Source organism: Nitrincola iocasae, from assembly GCF_008727795.1.
Taxonomy (GTDB): domain Bacteria; phylum Pseudomonadota; class Gammaproteobacteria; order Pseudomonadales; family Balneatricaceae; genus Nitrincola; species Nitrincola iocasae.
Map to the genome: position 1 here is coordinate 970,688 of NZ_CP044222.1, position 16,724 is coordinate 987,411.

Annotated in this window: 14 protein-coding genes and 1 riboswitch; of the genes, 8 read left to right on the forward strand and 6 right to left on the reverse strand. The window is 50.5% G+C overall.

Annotated features, from left to right (window positions below):
• Positions 1-15: 15 nt before the first annotated feature.
• Positions 16-993, forward strand: coding sequence for a DnaT-like ssDNA-binding domain-containing protein (locus F5I99_RS04590; RefSeq protein WP_151053863.1), 978 nt, complete (start codon positions 16-18; stop codon positions 991-993).
• Positions 911-1,732: a replication protein P gene (locus tag F5I99_RS04595; protein ID WP_225307554.1), complete on the forward strand. Its 822-nt coding sequence runs from the start codon at positions 911-913 to the stop codon at positions 1,730-1,732. Before F5I99_RS04590 ends, F5I99_RS04595 begins: the two co-directional genes overlap by 83 nt.
• Here F5I99_RS04595 and F5I99_RS04600 read toward each other — a convergent pair.
• The 3 genes from F5I99_RS04600 to F5I99_RS04610 form a co-directional block, all read right to left on the reverse strand.
• A complete protein-coding gene (locus tag F5I99_RS04600) occupies positions 1,700-2,743 on the reverse strand; it encodes a DUF3549 family protein (RefSeq protein WP_151053864.1) in 1,044 nt (347 codons plus the stop codon). The two genes, F5I99_RS04595 and F5I99_RS04600, sit on opposite strands and share 33 nt — an antisense overlap.
• Position 2,744: 1 nt before the next feature.
• Positions 2,745-4,094 carry a class II 3-deoxy-7-phosphoheptulonate synthase gene (locus F5I99_RS04605; protein ID WP_151053865.1) on the reverse strand — a complete coding sequence of 450 codons (1,350 nt, stop codon included), beginning with the start codon at positions 4,092-4,094 and terminating at the stop codon, positions 2,745-2,747.
• 67 nt (positions 4,095-4,161) lie between these two features.
• Positions 4,162-5,076 (reverse strand): LysR family transcriptional regulator, encoded by a 915-nt coding sequence (locus F5I99_RS04610; protein ID WP_151053866.1) that lies wholly within the window; start codon positions 5,074-5,076, stop codon positions 4,162-4,164.
• A 323-nt stretch (positions 5,077-5,399) separates the two neighbouring features.
• Positions 5,400-5,540: riboswitch (FMN riboswitch) on the forward strand.
• Positions 5,541-5,775: 235 nt separating this feature from the next.
• Between F5I99_RS04610 and ribB the strand changes: the two genes are divergently transcribed.
• Both ribB and F5I99_RS04620 read left to right on the forward strand, forming a co-directional pair.
• Positions 5,776-6,432: a 3,4-dihydroxy-2-butanone-4-phosphate synthase gene (gene ribB, locus F5I99_RS04615; protein ID WP_151053867.1), complete on the forward strand. Its 657-nt coding sequence runs from the start codon at positions 5,776-5,778 to the stop codon at positions 6,430-6,432.
• Positions 6,433-6,971: 539 nt separating this feature from the next.
• Positions 6,972-9,059 (forward strand): putative bifunctional diguanylate cyclase/phosphodiesterase, encoded by a 2,088-nt coding sequence (locus F5I99_RS04620; protein WP_151053868.1) that lies wholly within the window; start codon positions 6,972-6,974, stop codon positions 9,057-9,059.
• A 35-nt stretch (positions 9,060-9,094) separates the two neighbouring features.
• Here F5I99_RS04620 and argF read toward each other — a convergent pair whose 3' ends face one another.
• Together argF and F5I99_RS04630 are read right to left on the reverse strand one after the other, a co-directional pair.
• Positions 9,095-10,009, reverse strand: coding sequence for an ornithine carbamoyltransferase (argF, locus tag F5I99_RS04625; protein WP_225307555.1), 915 nt, complete (start codon positions 10,007-10,009; stop codon positions 9,095-9,097).
• Positions 10,010-10,064: 55 nt separating this feature from the next.
• Complete coding sequence (locus F5I99_RS04630; protein WP_151053870.1) at positions 10,065-11,258, reverse strand: aspartate aminotransferase family protein; 1,194 nt, start codon at positions 11,256-11,258, stop codon at positions 10,065-10,067.
• Between the two features lie 281 nt (positions 11,259-11,539).
• Here F5I99_RS04630 and grxD point away from each other — a divergent pair, with 281 nt between their 5' ends.
• Positions 11,540-11,881, forward strand: a complete 342-nt coding sequence (grxD, locus tag F5I99_RS04635) for a Grx4 family monothiol glutaredoxin (RefSeq protein WP_151053871.1) — start codon at positions 11,540-11,542, stop codon at positions 11,879-11,881.
• A gap of 52 nt (positions 11,882-11,933) precedes the next feature.
• Here grxD and rnt read toward each other — a convergent pair whose 3' ends face one another.
• Complete coding sequence (gene rnt / locus F5I99_RS04640; protein ID WP_151058975.1) at positions 11,934-12,551, reverse strand: ribonuclease T; 618 nt, start codon at positions 12,549-12,551, stop codon at positions 11,934-11,936.
• A gap of 172 nt (positions 12,552-12,723) precedes the next feature.
• Here rnt and F5I99_RS04645 point away from each other — a divergent pair, with 172 nt between their 5' ends.
• The 3 genes from F5I99_RS04645 (at position 12,724) to F5I99_RS04655 (ending at position 16,698) form a co-directional block, all read left to right on the forward strand.
• The gene (locus tag F5I99_RS04645) at positions 12,724-13,575 is read left to right on the forward strand and encodes a flagellar protein MotY (protein ID WP_151053872.1); all 852 of its coding nucleotides are present in this window, start codon (positions 12,724-12,726) and stop codon (positions 13,573-13,575) included.
• 127 nt (positions 13,576-13,702) lie between these two features.
• A complete protein-coding gene (locus tag F5I99_RS04650) occupies positions 13,703-14,920 on the forward strand; it encodes an argininosuccinate synthase (RefSeq protein ID WP_151053873.1) in 1,218 nt (405 codons plus the stop codon).
• Positions 14,921-15,123: 203 nt separating this feature from the next.
• Positions 15,124-16,698 carry a tetratricopeptide repeat protein gene (locus tag F5I99_RS04655; RefSeq protein WP_151053874.1) on the forward strand — a complete coding sequence of 525 codons (1,575 nt, stop codon included), beginning with the start codon at positions 15,124-15,126 and terminating at the stop codon, positions 16,696-16,698.
• Positions 16,699-16,724: the final 26 nt, after the last annotated feature.

Genomic DNA, 16,724 nt, shown 5'->3' on the forward strand with positions numbered 1-16,724 from the left:
GTTAGTTGAGCGTTTATGAGCAACTTGTTCCCTGAAAAACCGATACTATTTTATCCGTCGATGGCCGAGCGTTACGGAGCAGACGAAGCTATTTTGTTAAGCCTGCTCAATGAACAGTTTCATTATCTCGGCGTAGGAGCCCGGTCCCCGGACGAACCCGGCGTTGTAGGAGCCCGGTCCCCGGGCGATAAAACCATCGCTCGCGGAGCGAGCTCCCACAACAGTAATGCCAATCATGTAGGAGCCCGGTCCCCGGGCGAAGAAGGATTGTTGTTAGCTCCCGGCCACTGGCAAGTCTTGACGCCATTCTGGAGCGAAGCACATTTTTACCTGACCCTGGATAGCCTGGAGGATCAGGCGTTATTGCAAGTTGAGCGTGCTCAGGGTGGCACACTGAAAATAACACGTCAGCAGGTTGCACAGCAGCCAGCTCAGCCAGCTCAGCCAAACCAGCCAGTTCCAGCGTCTGAGCAGGCTCCACCGCCAGCACCTGCCGCACGCTCCCTGCCAGTTTATGATACGCCACCGATTTCAGCACCCGTTCCAGCCGCTAAGGGTCGACAGCGTGGGCCAGCGCCGGTGTTTGGCGGTACGTCAGGCTGGCGCCGTCATAAGGATGAACTAGAGCAGATTTTCGATTGGCATGAAGAGCGTAATCAGCGCCTGATTCCGATGACAATGGGTTGGGCTCCCGGGCCTGCTTTCCATGATATGCTCGCGCGTCAGGGCATACCTGAGGCTTTTTCGACCCACTGTCTGGATGAATTTGTACTTTACTGGCTGGATAAAGATCGCAAGGAAACCAACTGGGATCAGAAGTTTCTGGGTTGGGTCAAGCGAGAATGGGTCAAAAAGCAGTCTCGTGATGCCGCCCCCAGAACACATGAACAGCAACCGGCAGGTCAATTGAATGAAAACACCCGAAGAGATACTCGCGAAAACAGAAAACGGGTTACCGCGGCCATCATGGACATCAAGGACACCGATTGGTGACGACTATGCGGCCGATGAAAGCCGCATTACCGACATACCGCTTGAAACCAAAGCCCATGTGAATATGATTTTCGCCCGCTTTATGGCGATCTACGGCCACAAGTTCAAAAGCTGTTTTGAAACTCAGAATGAGATCCGTCTGGCCAAGCGGGAGTGGGCGTTGAGTCTGCGCGGCTATGCGGAAGCCGACCTGGTGGCTGCGGTCAATCGTTGCAAGGAAACCCTGGCCTGGATGCCAACAGTATCAGAATTTCTGACGATTCTACGGAGCATTAATGGTGATTTTGGCTTGCCTGCACCCTATGCTGCTTATCAGGAAGCCTGCCAGTATGCGGCGGATCCGCTGGCACATAGCTGGAGCCATGTGGCAGTTTATCTGGCGGGTAAGGAAACCGGTTGGTTCCGTTTGCGCGCTGAAGAGCAAGGACAGGTGTTGCCTGAATTCGGTTATGCCTACGATCTATTCTGTCAGCGGGTGCGCCGGGGTGAAACACTGGAGCAGCCGATTCCCAAGGCAATCAGTGATCAGCAGGACAATACCACCGCGCGTTTTATTCAGGCCTTCGCGACTGAACACCAATTGCCGGAAAGCCTGCTGTATTACATGACCAAACCCTTGGGCACTCGCATCCGCGAGCGTTTACGCGCGGATGCGCAACTGCAGGTCGAGGCCATGGGCCTGAACTTGCAGTTGCCAGCGGATACCTCAATGGGCGTGACCAGTGGTGGAAAAGCCTGAACCAAGCATCTCTCCGATGGCCTGGCTAAGCTGCTCACTACGATTGGGGTCACGAAACGCTTCCAGAATACGCGGGCGCAGGTCAGCAAGAAACATCAAGTCACTGAGGATGCGGTTGAAACCCAACTGGCCGGCTTTACCCGCGGCCAGTTGTTCCAGAAACCGCTGCAGCCGCTGGGGTTGATTAAGGCTGGTATGGCAGCGGGTTGCCAGTGCTACAATCACTTCAGCTTCCAGTGCATAGGGGCTGGCTAACACCGCGTCAATAGCCTGATCACGGATCTTGTCACTGCCGCCGCACAGGCTGCGAATTAATGCAGCAATTAATTCCGGTGGTGTGTCAGCGTGTTGCAATAACTGCAGCAGATGATCCGCTAAGCGCTGTTGCAGCGCTGGATTGGGCTGAGTATGTTCCAACAGCCGGGCCAGCATCAACAACAAGGGCTCTGGCAACTGGCTTATGCACTTGCACAGCTGGTTCGTATTATCGCCCTGATCCAGACGCATAACATAGTCTGCTAGTCCTTGCAGTCCCAGATTGCTCCAGTAATCCCTGTCCAACTGTCCCGCCAGGTACTGTTGCACATCTTCATAGTAACGTGAGGCCGGAGTTTTCAGTGTGCAGCTGGCCAGTGCATGAAAACTGGCCATCTTTTCCTGATCGGGGGTGAAGGCAAAGGGGTTGTCTTTCAGCGCATCCTGCTCAGACTGTGGATCGATAGCATTTTGCAGCAGGCGATTGACGATATCATCACGCGCTGCCTGTATCAGATAGCCTTGCTCATCCAGTGGTAACTTTAGAAACCAGATCAGATTCTGATCTTTTGCCGATGGATTCCAGAGTAGTAAACCTACCCAGGCATGGTGTAAAAAAGGCAAGGGGTAGGGGATACGGTTCTGCTCGACCCGGGTAAAGGTGTCGATCGGCAGTTTGCTGATGCGACGACCCATATCAAAAATGCGCAGACGATTATCATCATGTTGTAGCAGCTGTGTCAGCAGTTTTTCCATCTTAACCTCGTGCTGCCTTGAGTGTATCTGCAATCAAAAAAGCCAGTTCCAGTGACTGGTCAGCGTTCAAGCGTGGATCGCAATGGGTATGGTAGCGATCAGCCAGACCTTCTTCGGTGATCTGAAAAGCACCACCGATGCACTCGGTCACATTATCCCCGGTCATTTCAAAGTGCACGCCTCCGGCATGGGTTCCCTCGGCGCGGTGGACTTCAAAGAAGCCTTGCATCTCTTTCAAAATGGCATCAACGCTGCGGGTTTTGTAACCGCTTGAGGCCTTCATGATATTGCCGTGCATCGGATCGGAACTCCAGACCACCGGATGGCCGGAAGCCTTAATCTCGCGCACAATCGGTGGCAGAAGTTCAGTGATTTTCTCGGCCCCCATGCGCGCAATCAGGGTGATGCGGCCAGGAATACGACCTGGGTTCAGTTGATCCAGCAGTTTCAGCAAATCATTGCACTGGGTGCTGGGACCGATTTTGATGCCAATGGGGTTATGCACACCGCGCAGGAACTCGACATGGGCATGGTCCGGCTGGCGGGTTCGATCACCGATCCAGAGCATATGCGCCGAGCAGTCGTACCAGTCACCGGTCAAACTGTCCTGACGGGTCAGGGCTTGCTCATAGTTCAGCAGTAGGGCTTCGTGTGAAGTATAGAGTGAGGTTTCATGCAGCTGCGGGGTGTTCTGTGAGTTAATGCCACAGGCATCCATAAACGCCAGTGTTTGTGTGATCTGTTCCGCCAGGTGCTGGTATTTCTGCCCTTGTGGGCTCTTGTCGACAAAGCCACGGTTCCAACGGTGAACCTGGTGCAGATCGGCAAATCCACCGCTAGCAAAAGCGCGTAGCAGGTTCAGTGTCGAGGCGGACTGATGGTAAGCCGCGATGAGTCGTTTGGGATCAGGTTGACGTGCAGTGGCATTAAAGGCGATATCATTGATGATGTCGCCGCGGTAACTGGGTAGCTCAATACCATTTATTGTTTCGGTACCGGCTGAACGGGGTTTGGCAAACTGACCGGCAATCCGACCTATTTTGACTACCGGGCTACTGCCAGCAAAGGTCATCACCACCGCCATCTGCAACAGCACCTGAAAGGTATTACGAATCTTGTTGGCACTGAACTCGGAAAAACTCTCGGCGCAGTCGCCTCCCTGCAGCAAAAAGGCTTCGCCAGCCGATACTTTGGCCAGTGACCGGGTCAGTGAACGGATTTCACCAGCGAATACCAGTGGCGGAAAATTGCCGAGCAGTTGCTCAACGGCCGCCAGCTCATCCTGATCAGGATAAACAGGCTGTTGAACGATGGGTTTGTTTCTCCAGCTGTCGAGGGTCCAGTTTTCCATAGTGTCTCTTCTGTGTGGTCAAAACGTAAACCCAAGAGTTTAAGGCTTTGACACAGAGAAACAAGCGTCAGGCGGTTTTAATTCCGCTCAGGTTGCGAAAGGTGATATCGCGGGCGGTATCCAGAAAATCCAGCATAAATTCGGCCTCAGCCTGCTCACTGCGAATGGCAGCATAGAGGGTGCACCATAACCCCTTCTCTCCTAGTGGACGAGCAGCAATATAGTCGTTCTCCAGGTATTCATGAATGGCCCAGTTGGGTAAAGCGGATACACCGCGGCCACTGGCGACCAGTTGCATGATCATCACAGTCAGTTCCGCCGTGCGGGTTTGTTTAGGCTCTTTACCGGCAGGGTCGAGAAAGCGACTGAAAATATCCAAGCGGGCATGATCGATCGGGTAAGTGATCAGTGTTTCGTTACAGAGGTCGCCCGGTTGTATCTGTTTTTTACGAGTCAGCGGGTGTTGCTTGCTGATGACCAATACCGATTCATAGCTGAATAAGGGCAGGTAGGTAATGCCATTGCGGGGTTCCGGGTCCGAAGTAATTACCAGGTCCAGGTCACCACGACTAAGCGCGGGTAAGGGTTGGAAGCTGAAGCCGGTGCTCAGATCCATTTCCACTTCCGGCCAGTTCTGACGAAAGTGGTCGATCGTAGGCATTAGCCAGTCAAAACAACTGTGGCACTCAATACAGATATTCAATCGTCCCACTTCACCGCCAGCCAGTCGGGCAATATCGCGCTCGGCATTACGAATCATTGGCAGAAGTTCATCAGCAAGTACCAATAGGCGCTTGCCTGCGGCGGTAAAGGAGATAGGTTTGGTTTTACGAATAAACAGCGAGCAGTTGAGGCGTTCTTCCAGGTCTTTAATCTGATGTGACAGGGCCGATTGAGTCAGATGCACGCGCTCTGCCGCTTCCACCAGGCTGCCAGCATCGCGCAACGCTGTCAGGGTTTTCAGATGACGAATTTCAACCATGCCCAACTCCATGCAGGGGGATTAACGGTTACGCAAATCCGCCATGCAGAGGATGTTGCGATCAAGCATATACCTGTTTATTGGAAAACAGCTGTCACTGAGTATAGCGGCTGAAGGCAGCAAGCTCTAGCGGAGGATCATTTTAAACGTTGGATGATGACATGACTCTGTTAGCAATGTACTAACCAATTGGGGAAATGTGGAATTTTCAGTCGTTATGCATGAGATGTGTACACTTTGCAATAGGTATACAAAGTATTATCATAACCGCCAGTAAGCGGGAGACTACACTCCCCTTACGATTACTGTAAGTAATCAAAACATATAATTCTCAGGGCGGGGTGAAATTCCCCACCGGTGGTATACCTAATAGGGTGAGCCCACGAGCGCTCGATTCGTCGAGGTCAGCAGATCTGGTGAGAGGCCAGAGCCGACGGTTACAGTCCGGATGAGAGAGAATGACAAATATGCCTGTCCAATTTGAAATTGCAGTGGTGTTGACCAGGTTCGGGTATCCCAATCGCAGTGTTGATCTATACCGATAGGAACTGATTCACTTAACGCCTCGCCTACCAGCATCTTCAATATGTTTAGGTATACATCAACCTTTGCGGATGTGGGCTTGTCCCTACGCCCTGGTTGGTGCATTTCGTTTTGCCTCATAGCCGCCCTGATTCTGGTCATTATTAGGAGTAAGCCATGAATCAGTTATCTTTACTTGCCGAGTTTGGCGACTCAATCACTCGTGTTGAAAATGCGCTACAAGCCTTACGTGAAGGCCGTGGGGTATTATTACTCGATGATGAAAGTCGTGAGAATGAAGGTGATATTATCTATTCAGCAGCAACGCTGACAGTCGAGCAAATGGCACTGATGATTCGTGAATGCAGTGGCATCGTCTGCTTGTGTTTGACCGATGAACAAGCCAATCAATTAGATTTGCCACCGATGGTGCAGGCTAATGACAGTCAGAATCAGACAGCATTTACCGTCTCGATTGAAGCGCGCCATGGTGTAACCACTGGCGTGTCAGCCAAAGACCGTGTCACCACCATCAAAGCAGCAATCAATCCCAATGCCAAGCCTGAAGAGTTAGCTCGCCCAGGTCATGTGTTTCCGCTGCGTGCTCGTAAGGGTGGCGTGATGGCGCGTCGAGGTCATACGGAAGGGACAGTGGATCTGATGCAAATGGCTGGGTTATTACCTTCAGGTGTCTTGTGTGAGCTTACTAACTCCGATGGCACCATGGCAAATGCTGCGGAAATCGTCGCATTTGCTTGCTCGCACAATATGCCCGTGCTAACGATCGAAGATATGGTGCAATATCGCATACGATACGATCTTAAACTGGCGTAAGCCGCTGATCCATTGGATGGGTTTACAAGGATTTGCCTGGTAGATTTGCTTTTGCGGAGCATGCCCAATTCCATGCAGAGGATTAACGGATAATACGCAAATCTGCCATGCAGAGGATGTTGTGATCAAGCATATACCTGTTTATTAGAAAACAGCGGTCACTGAGTATAACGGCTGAAGGCAGCAAACTCTAACGGAGGTTAAATCAAAACATATAATTCTCAGGGCAGGGTGAAATTCCTCACCGGTGCCAATAGGGTGAGTCCATGAGCGCTCGATCCGTCTCGCCAGCAGATCTGGTGAGATGTCAGCGAGGTGCTGACAGTCGAGCAAATGGCACTGATGATTCGTGAAAGATCGTGTCATGTGTTCCCACTACGCGCATATAAATAAATGCATAAACTGCTAAATTAGTTTATTTTAATGGTGGGCGTGTGCTGTTTTGCAGTGCATAGCATGTTTCTTTGCTGTTTGAGTTGACCTGCGTCAGTGTTTTCTTGTATTTTTTGTGTGGGAATATAACAACTAACCGGTGAAATGTGGATTCTTCAATCGTTGCAGGGCAGTATCAGGACAAAATATTCGAACTATTTTCGGGTGGTCCAGTTGCATTATTTGTGTGGTCTTCGCAGCAAGGCTGGCCGATAGAATATGTGTCAGACAATGTTGAAGAGGTATTAGGTTACGTAGCATCTGAGTTGGTTCAGAGAAGGCAACCTTATGCTGGCTTGATTCATCCTGATGATCTACCACGGGTCGAGGCCGAAGTGGCGCGTTATCTGACACAAAAAACCAGTTATTTTGAGCAGAAATACCGGCTTATGTGTCATTCCGGTTGTTACTGTTCGGTAAAAGATTTCAGTATGCCGGAGTGGGATGCGCAAGGGCGTTTGCTACGACTGCGCGGCTATATTTTTTACCAGGCTGAAACCAAAGAGGTAAACGAAACCCTGCAGTTAGCCGAGTTGGTCAGAGAATACGCGCGTGAAGCCATTATGATCACCGATCCCAGAGGGGTAATACTCAGCGTCAATCCTGCTTTTACCCAAGTAACCGGCTATAACGCAGATGAAGTGATCGGTGGTCGACCTTCTCTGCTGAGTTCAGGCTATCATGATGCCGCTTTCTATGAGGCCATGTGGCATAGCCTCAATACCCAAGGGAGTTGGGAGGGTGAAATTTTAGATCGGCGTAAAAATGGCGAGGTGTATCCCAAGTGGCTGTCGATACATACAGCCTACACCTATCAGGGTGATGTGTTTCGGCGCATTGCGATTTTTTCCGATATTACCCGGCAGAAGCAGAGTGAGGAGTTGATCTGGCGTCAAGCCAATTATGACTCGTTGACCCATTTGCCCAATCGGCAGTTATTGACCTTGCGGCTGGAGCAGGAAATAAATCGTGTCAGTCGCACTGGTCAGGGGTTGGCATTGATTTTTATGGACCTGGATGGGTTTAAAGAGATCAATGATACCCTGGGGCATAAGCTGGGTGATGACCTGCTTATTCTGGTGGCTGAGCGTCTGAAAACCTTGGTGCGTACAACCGATATGGTGGCGCGTTTTAGTGGCGATCAGTTTGCTCTGTTATTGACTGGTCTGACAGATCAGGTCAGCGTTGAACAGTTGGTTATGAAGGTACGTAGTGCATTTGAACAGCCTTTTGAACTGGGAGGTGAAGATATTTTTACCTCGGTCAGCTTTGGGGTCACCTTCTGCCCGGAGGATGGCAATGATCCGTGGGAGTTATTAAAAAATGCTGATCAGGCGATGTTCAGCGCAAAAGTGACCGGACGGGGGCGTTATCAGTTTTTTACTGAAGCTATGCAACTGACTGCTCAGCGGCGGATGCAATTGGCTAAGGACTTGCGTAATGCATTATCGGCTGAGCAATTGTTTTTGGAATATCAGCCAATCGTGAGTCTGACTGATGACAGGCTGTCAAAGGTAGAAGCTCTGATTCGCTGGCAGCATCCGCAACTGGGGTTGGTGAGTCCAGCAGAATTTATTCCTGTTGCAGAAGAGACCGGGCTTATTTCCGAAATAGGTGATTGGGTCTTTCGTGAAGCGGTGAGTAAATCTGAAGCCTGGCAAACGTTACTACAGCGTCCTTTTCAAATCAGTATTAATACATCTCCGGTACAATACCGTGATGACACGCATCGGATTTCCAGTTGGATTGATTATCTGCGTGAGCGTTGCCTGAGTTCCAAAACTATTTCATTGGAAATCACTGAAGGTATGCTGATGGAAAATTCAGCTGATATCGAAAATTGCCTGCTGTTAATCCGTGATGCTGGTATGGAGGTCGCACTGGATGACTTCGGTACAGGTTATTCGTCGCTTGCTTATCTTAAGCGAATGGATATCGATTTTTTAAAAATAGATCGGTCTTTTGTCAGAAATCTGCAACCGGATTCAAATGATCTGGCGCTGTGTGAAGCCATGATTGTCATGGCGCATAAGCTGGGTATTCAGGTAGTCGCTGAGGGGATTGAGACACGGGAACAAAAAGAATTGCTCAAGTCGGCACGGTGCGATTATGGGCAGGGATATTACTTTTCCCGTCCGTTATCAGCCGAACGTCTGCAAGAGTTTTTGTGCAATGGGCCCGATGAACGTCATTAGCACCCGAAAGCCAAGAGGGTTCCGGGTGCTTGATATCAACTGATTAAGTCGCGTAATAAAAACTCGATCAGCGCTTTCTGTGCATGCAGGCGGTTCTCCGCTTCGTGGAAGGCGACGCAACGTGGATCATCCATCATTGTTTCACTGACTTCTTCGCCACGGTGGGCGGGTAGGCAATGCATGAATAAAGCATTATCAGCGGCCAGATCCATCAATTCCGGATTAACCTGGTAGCCGCGAAATTCACGCATGCGCTGGCGCTGTTCATCTTCCTGGCCCATCGAGGCCCAGACATCGGTGACCACCAGATGTGTGCCTTCGACAGCGGCCTCCGGTGCTTCCATCACAGTGACCCGGTCACTATTGCGGCTGACCAGGTCGGTATTCGGTTCAAAGCCTTCGGGGCAAGCAATATTCAACTTGAAGTCAAACTGACGTGCCGCATTGATATAGGAGTGGCACATGTTGTTGCCATCACCTATCCAGGCGACGGTTTTCCCCTGTATATCACCGCGTAGTTCCTGGAAGGTCTGCATATCGGCGAGTAACTGGCAAGGGTGGTAGTCATCGGTCAGGGCATTGATGACCGGAACTGAGGAGTTGGCGGCAAACTCTGTGATCAGGTCATGACTGAAAGTACGGATCATGACAATATCGACCATTGAGGAGATAACTCTGGCGCTGTCGGCTACCGGTTCACCGCGCCCGAGTTGGGTGTCCCGTGAAGATAGAAACATCGCATGTCCACCAAACTGCGCCATACCCGCTTCGAAAGATACACGGGTACGTGTTGAGGCTTTTTCAAAAATCATCGCCATAACGCGGTTTTTCAGCGGCTGATAAAGCGTGCCGTTGTTACGCAATTGCTTTAATTCTATTGCGCGGTGGATCAACTGTTTCAGTTCAACAGGTGTCAGATCCAGCAGTGTCAGAAAGTGTCTGGTGCTCATAATGTCATATGCGGCAGTCAGGCTGCCAGTCCCTGAGTCAGTTTTTATTGGTTAATCAGTCGGTGGAGTCTTCGCCAGCGTAGATGCGTATCAGGCTGGAAACCGTATTGACCAGTAAATCAGCTTCACTCTGATTCATGATCAGCGGTGGCAGTAGTCGAACAACTCGCCCGCCGCCGGTAATGTTCAGCAACACACCTTTGACTTTGGCCAGTACCGCCAGCTCTGTGCCAGCATCCTTCAGTTCGATACCGATCATCAACCCTTTGCCGCGAATTTCCTTGATATAGGGTTTATCAGCCAGCTGGATATGGAAGCTGTCGAGAATATACTGTCCCAAGGATGCAGCGTGCTGGCAGAGTTTATCCTGTTCAATGGTATTGATAACCGCCAGTGCTGCCGCACAAGCCAGTGGGTTGCCGCCATAGGTTGTACCATGATTGCCTGGCCCGAAAATTTCAGCGGCCTTGCCGCGAGCCAGACAGGCGCCGATAGGAAAACCATTACCCAGGCCTTTAGCTGTGGTGACTACATCGGGCATGATGCTGGTGTGCTGGTAGGCAAAGTAGCGACCTGTACGGCCATTACCTGTTTGTACTTCATCCAGGATCAACAACAGATCGTGCTCATCGCAAATGGCTCTCAGGTTTTCCAGATAACTATTGTCCGGTACCTGAATGCCGCCTTCACCCTGGATAGGTTCTACCATGATAGCGACAACATCGTTATTGCTGCGCAAAATCTGCTTGACCGCTTCCAGGTTATTGAAGGGAGCGCGGATAAAACCGCTGACCAGAGGTTCAAAGCCTGCCTGAGTGGCACGGTTGCCGGTAGCGCTTAGCGTTGCCAGGGTGCGGCCATGAAAGGAGTTTTCCATAACAATGATGGCGGGTTTATCGATCTGGCGACTGTGGCCGTAACGACGCGCAATCTTGATGGCTGCTTCATTAGCTTCTGCACCCGAGTTGCCAAAAAACACATTATCCATGCCGGATACCTGTGTGAGTTTTTCAGCTAACTCTTGTTGCAGCGGAATAGTGTAAAGGTTAGAGCAGTGAATCAGTTTACCAGCTTGCTGACAGATAGCCTCAGTGACAGCAGGATGCGCATGTCCAAGCCCGGTAACGGCAATGCCGCTAAGTGCATCCAGGTACTTGTGTCCATCTGTGTCATAGATCCACGCGCCCTGACCATGGTCAAAGGCGACGGATAGACGATTATAGGTATTCATCAGTGGTTGTATGGCCATTCAGCTTCTCTCCCTACAACGCAAAAAGGCAGCCAGAGCTGCCAAAAAAAGAGTTATTCTAGGCTTATCCTCAGGTTTTAGCAATTCACTTTGTGGGTGGACGGGTATTATCTGCGTAAAACAGATTGAATTCTCAGCCTGAGCCCGTATATTTGTAATCAGAGGTGTGAATTTTACCTGACTTTTTTTGTCGGATATAATGCCTGATTATGCAGGTGAGGCTTAAGTATGTTCCGCCAGCCTGATACCGAATATGAGTTTTACAGAAAATAGGTGCTTCAATGAGTGTTGTCGATGTGATTAAAGAGCAGATTGAATCCAATACAATTCTGCTTTATATGAAAGGTACCCCGCGCTTTCCTCAATGCGGCTTTTCATCCCGTGCTACTGAAGCGCTGATGGCTTGTGGTGAGCGTTTTGCATTTGTGAATATCCTTGAGCATCCGGACATTCGTGCTGAGCTGCCCAAATATGCAAACTGGCCAACGTTTCCGCAGTTGTGGATCAACGGTGAACTAGTGGGCGGCTGTGACATTATTTGCGAAATGGGTGCGACCGGCGAGCTTGAAACTCTGGTTAAGGCCGCTGCTGCCGGCGCTGAAGAAGAGCAGCCCCAGGCTTGATTCTCTTAACGGCAGCCGGACTTCAGTCCGGCTGCCGCCTTGCAACTCCGAATCAACGGGTTTGCAGTACCAGATCCCACCCCCCCATATCTTTCCAGCGGTTTACAATCATACAGAACAGCTCGGCAGTTTTTTCAGTGTCATAAATGGCTGAATGCGCACTGCGATTATCAAAATCTATCCCGGCGACTTCACAGGCTTTAGCCAGTACGGTCTGTCCACAGGCAAGCCCTGCCAATGTCGCAGTATCGAAGGTTGAAAATGGATGGAAAGGATTGCGTTTGATGCCTTGGCGTTCCGTCGCGCAACTGACGAAATTATGATCGAAGGTGGCGTTATGTCCCACCAGGATGGCACGTTTGCATCCCTGAGCCTTAATCGCTTTGCGGATGGGTTTGAAAATATTTTCCAGCGCTTGTGCTTCACTAATCGCCTGCCGATCCGGATTCCAGGGATCAATACCGGTGAATGCCAGGGCTGACTGCTCCAGGTTAGCGCCCTCAAACGGAATGACATTGGCACTGTAGGTACGCTCCGGCATCAGATAGCCGTTCTCGTCCATGCTCAGCGTGACAGCGGCAATTTCAAGTAGCGCATCAGTACGGCAATTAAATCCTGCCGTTTCAACATCGACGACGACGGGGAGGTAGCCTCGGAAACGATCGGCCATAAGAGTCTTGTCAACTGAGTGGGTCAAGCCATATCCTTAATCTATGTAATGTTAATAGTGTGTTATTCTAGCAGTCGCGAGAGGCGGAGTGAAATGCAAGGTAAAGCCCTGGCGTATTCTGCCGATAATACAGAGAGTCTTCGTTACTGTCTTTTATAGGGTTGAAAGTTGTATGCCTGGCCGAGCGCTATTGTTTCTGTTGTTGTGTTTGCCTTTTCAGGCCCTTCAGGCTGTGACATTTATGGCACCTGTCGATGCGGTACAATGGGATATTGAGGCTTCTCCTTTTGTTTGTCGTTTGTCGCAGTCTATCCCGGCTTTCGGGGATGCGGTGTTTGAACAGGAGGCTGGAGAAGGTTTGCAGTTTTTGCTGCAGCCAGCACAGACTCAGCAACTTTCCGGGCGTGCACGACTGGTTGCTCAAGCGGCGCCTTGGTCACCGGGCCATGCTCCCCGGTTTATCGGCGAAATGGACGTCAGTCAGGGACAGATTCAGGTGTTGGGTAAGCAAGCGACGCAGATGTTAGCCGCATTGCATGAAGGGCTGATGCCAACGTTCAGTGCTGATCGCTGGTTCGGTGCATCAGAAGCTGTGTCAGTTGGTATTATGTCGGTGAATTTTCATTCAGCCTATCAGGATTACCTGGGGTGTTTGACTGGGTTGCTGCCGGTTAATTATCGTCAAATAGCCCGAACCGCTGTACTCTTTCCTACGGCGGAGCATCAATTATCGGATGCGACTCGTGAGCGTCTGGATCTGATTGCCCAATATGTATTGACCGATGATACTGTGCAACAGATCTTTGTTGATGGACATACCGATAACAATGGTCGACGCTTGTTGCTGCGTGATTTGTCCAAACGCCGTGCTGAGGAAGTTACCCGTTATCTTGTCTCCCGCGGTGTCAGTGAAGATGCTATTATTACCCGCTTTCATGGGGACCGTTATCCGGTGGTCGCCAACGATACCCCTGAAAATCGTACCCGTAACCGCCGTGTGACTATTCGCCTTGAAAAAGACTGAGCGTTTAAAGCGCATCTGTCCTGATTGACAGGCAAGCCCTGCGGCAATCTGTTATTATCGGGTTTTATCTATTAGTCGCCAGGCTCCGGTCAAGACAGCCGGAGTTGGTTAAATCGGGAGCATCAATATGTCCGACGTCAAGAAGGTTGTTCTGGCTTACTCCGGTGGTCTGGATACCTCTGTGATAGTGCGCTGGTTGCAAGATACCTACCAGTGCGAAGTAGTTACCTTTACCGCTGACCTGGGTCAGGGTGAAGAGGTTGAACCTGCGCGCAGCAAAGCGCAGGCGCTGGGTGTGAAAGAGATTTATATCGAAGATCTGCGCGAAGAGTTTGTGCGTGATTTCGTCTTCCCGATGTTCCGTGCCAATACTATTTATGAAGGCGAATACCTGCTGGGCACGTCTATAGCGCGTCCGTTGATTGCCAAGCGGTTGATTGAAATTGCCAACGAAACCGGGGCCGATGCGATCTCCCACGGTGCTACGGGTAAGGGCAATGATCAGGTGCGTTTTGAGCTGGGTGCCTATGCCCTCAAGCCGGGTGTTAAAGTGATAGCACCCTGGCGTGAATGGGATCTGACCTCCCGTGAAACATTGATGAAATACTGCGAAGAGCGCAATATTCCGGTTGATTTCAGCAACAAGAAAAAGAAATCACCTTACTCCATGGACGCCAACTTGCTGCACATCTCTTATGAGGGTGGCATTCTTGAAGATCCTTGGGCTGAAGCTGAAGAAGATATGTGGCGCTGGAGCATCAATCCTGAAGCCGCGCCTGATCAGCCAACTTACCTTGAACTCACCTATGAAAAGGGTGATATCGTGGCTATCGATGGTGAGCGCATGAGTCCGGCAACCGTGCTGGAGACGCTGAATAAAATCGGCGGCGCCAACGGTATCGGTCGTCTGGATATTGTTGAAAACCGCTTTGTCGGTATGAAGTCACGCGGTTGTTATGAAACACCGGGTGGCACCATCATGCTTAAAGCACATCGTGCTATCGAGTCCTTGACCCTGGATCGTGAAGCGGCGCATCTGAAAGATGAACTGATGCCGCGCTATGCCAAAGTTATCTATAACGGCTTCTGGTGGTCAGAAGAGCGTAAGATGCTGCAGGAAATGATCGATTACTCCCAGCGTCATGTAAATGGTGATGTACGACTGAAACTCTATAAAGGCAGTGTCAGCGTTGTCGGTCGTCGTTCACCTGACAGTCTGTTTGATGAAAGTATTGCTACTTTTGAAGATGATGCCGGTTCCTATGATCAGAAAGATGCAGAAGGCTTTATCAAGCTGAATGCTTTGCGTATGCGAATTGCTGCCAGTAAAGGCAGAAAATTCTGATTTGCTATCAGCATCAGGCACCAACCAGGGGTTGTGAATATACTCCCTGGTTGGTGCTAACCCGCGCTAGTTTGCTGCAATCCTGTCTGAGAACCCTTACCGTAAGCATGTTTATACCTTGCTACTTCGCAGAAATGGCCAAGTAGTGGTAATTAGGCCAATTTTCATGCTACTTTTCAGATAGTTATTAAGAAATCTGGGCCATGGCAGCACTTTTCTCTGATCAGACAGTACTTATTGTTGAAAAAAATCTGGAAGAGCTGGAGCAGCTTAGGCAGATTTTGACCACTATGGGCTTTCGTAAAATCGAAGTAGCTTCATCGGTCAATATGGCAACCAGTCTGCTGAGTGAGGTGCAGGTTGATTTGTGCATGCTGGTGTACGACCTGGGCCGGGATGAAAAAAACGGCTTGCAGGTTCTTCAGGAGCTCAAAGCGGCCGGACGACCCAGCTATTCCACTTGCTTTTTGTTGGTGGTTGATCCGCAAAAGCTCAGTCTGCTAATGGGGTCTCCTGAGCTATCTGCCGATGGCTATCTGGCAAAGCCCTATGATCAGCTTAAGCTGAGAGCGCAGTTGGAAAAGCAGTTGCGTATCAAACGCTGTATTGCGCGTGTTGAAGCTTTTCGAGATCAGCGCAAATGGGACCAGGCCCTGGAAGAGTGCGAGAAGTTGCAGAAGCAGTTTCCGGCATTGGGTGTGCTGATTTTTCGTATCAAAGGGCTGATCTATCTGGAACAGCAGCAGTATAAAAAGGCCTTGTCAGTATTTGAACGCATCCGCCAGGCGCATGATAAGCCCTGGGTGCGGGTCGCACTTGGGTTAGTGGCTTATGATATGGCGGACTATCAGCGGGCCCGGGTTGAAATGACACAGGTTATAGAAGCGCAACAGGTATGTCAGGAGGCTTTTCTGGTCATGGCGCGTATCCACTGGCTCCGGGGTGAGCGTAGTCAGTGTGTGACGCTGTTGCGAAAATCAGTGATGTTGCAACCCTCAGTATCAGTGCTGCAGGGGGAGTTGGGTAATCGGGCAGGCTTTGCTGAAGAGTTGAATGTGGCTGCTGATGGTTTTCGCCAGGCGGTACTGCATGCTCGTCATACTGCCATGCAGAATCCGGAATATTATTTTGGTCTGGTACGGGTGATACAGCAGCAGATAGCCGACAAGCCGGACCGAACAGTTGAGTTTATTGCAGAAGCTATTCGGGTACTGGAGTCGGTGGTACACGATTGCCTGGGAGATCCACAGATACGCTTTCGGGCGCGTCTTATTGCAGCGGATATATACCGGCAGAATGGTGAACATCAGAATGCTGACTTTGCGGCAGGGGATGCACTGGCTCAATTTCGCAAGATTCCCTTGGCAGCACAGTTAAGTGTGGCAGACCTGTTGGCTGATGGTCTGGAGTCTACCCGTTTCGCCAGTCAGGCGGCTGAGTTGAAGCAAGAGGTGTCACGCTCCATGTCGACGGTCGAGTGGGGTAAAAGTAACCTTAAGGGCATGCTGTCGTTTCGACAAAAAGCGCTGGTTGAAGCGTTTGAGTCTTTCGAATCGGCTTGGCTTGCTGATCCAGGGAATCCTGGTGTTGGACTGAATCTGCTGCAGACAGGTATTGAAACTCTGCGCAAGGATATGAGTCAGTTGACAGTGCTGAAACGCTGTGCCGAAATAGCCATAGAGCTGCAGTATGGTGCGCTAAGTAACAAACAGCAGCAACGTTATCAGCGTTTGAGTGAACGTTTCAGCGACCTGATCAGGGATGCAGAGATTGCATAACCTGAAGCAGGTGGCTAAAATTCCGC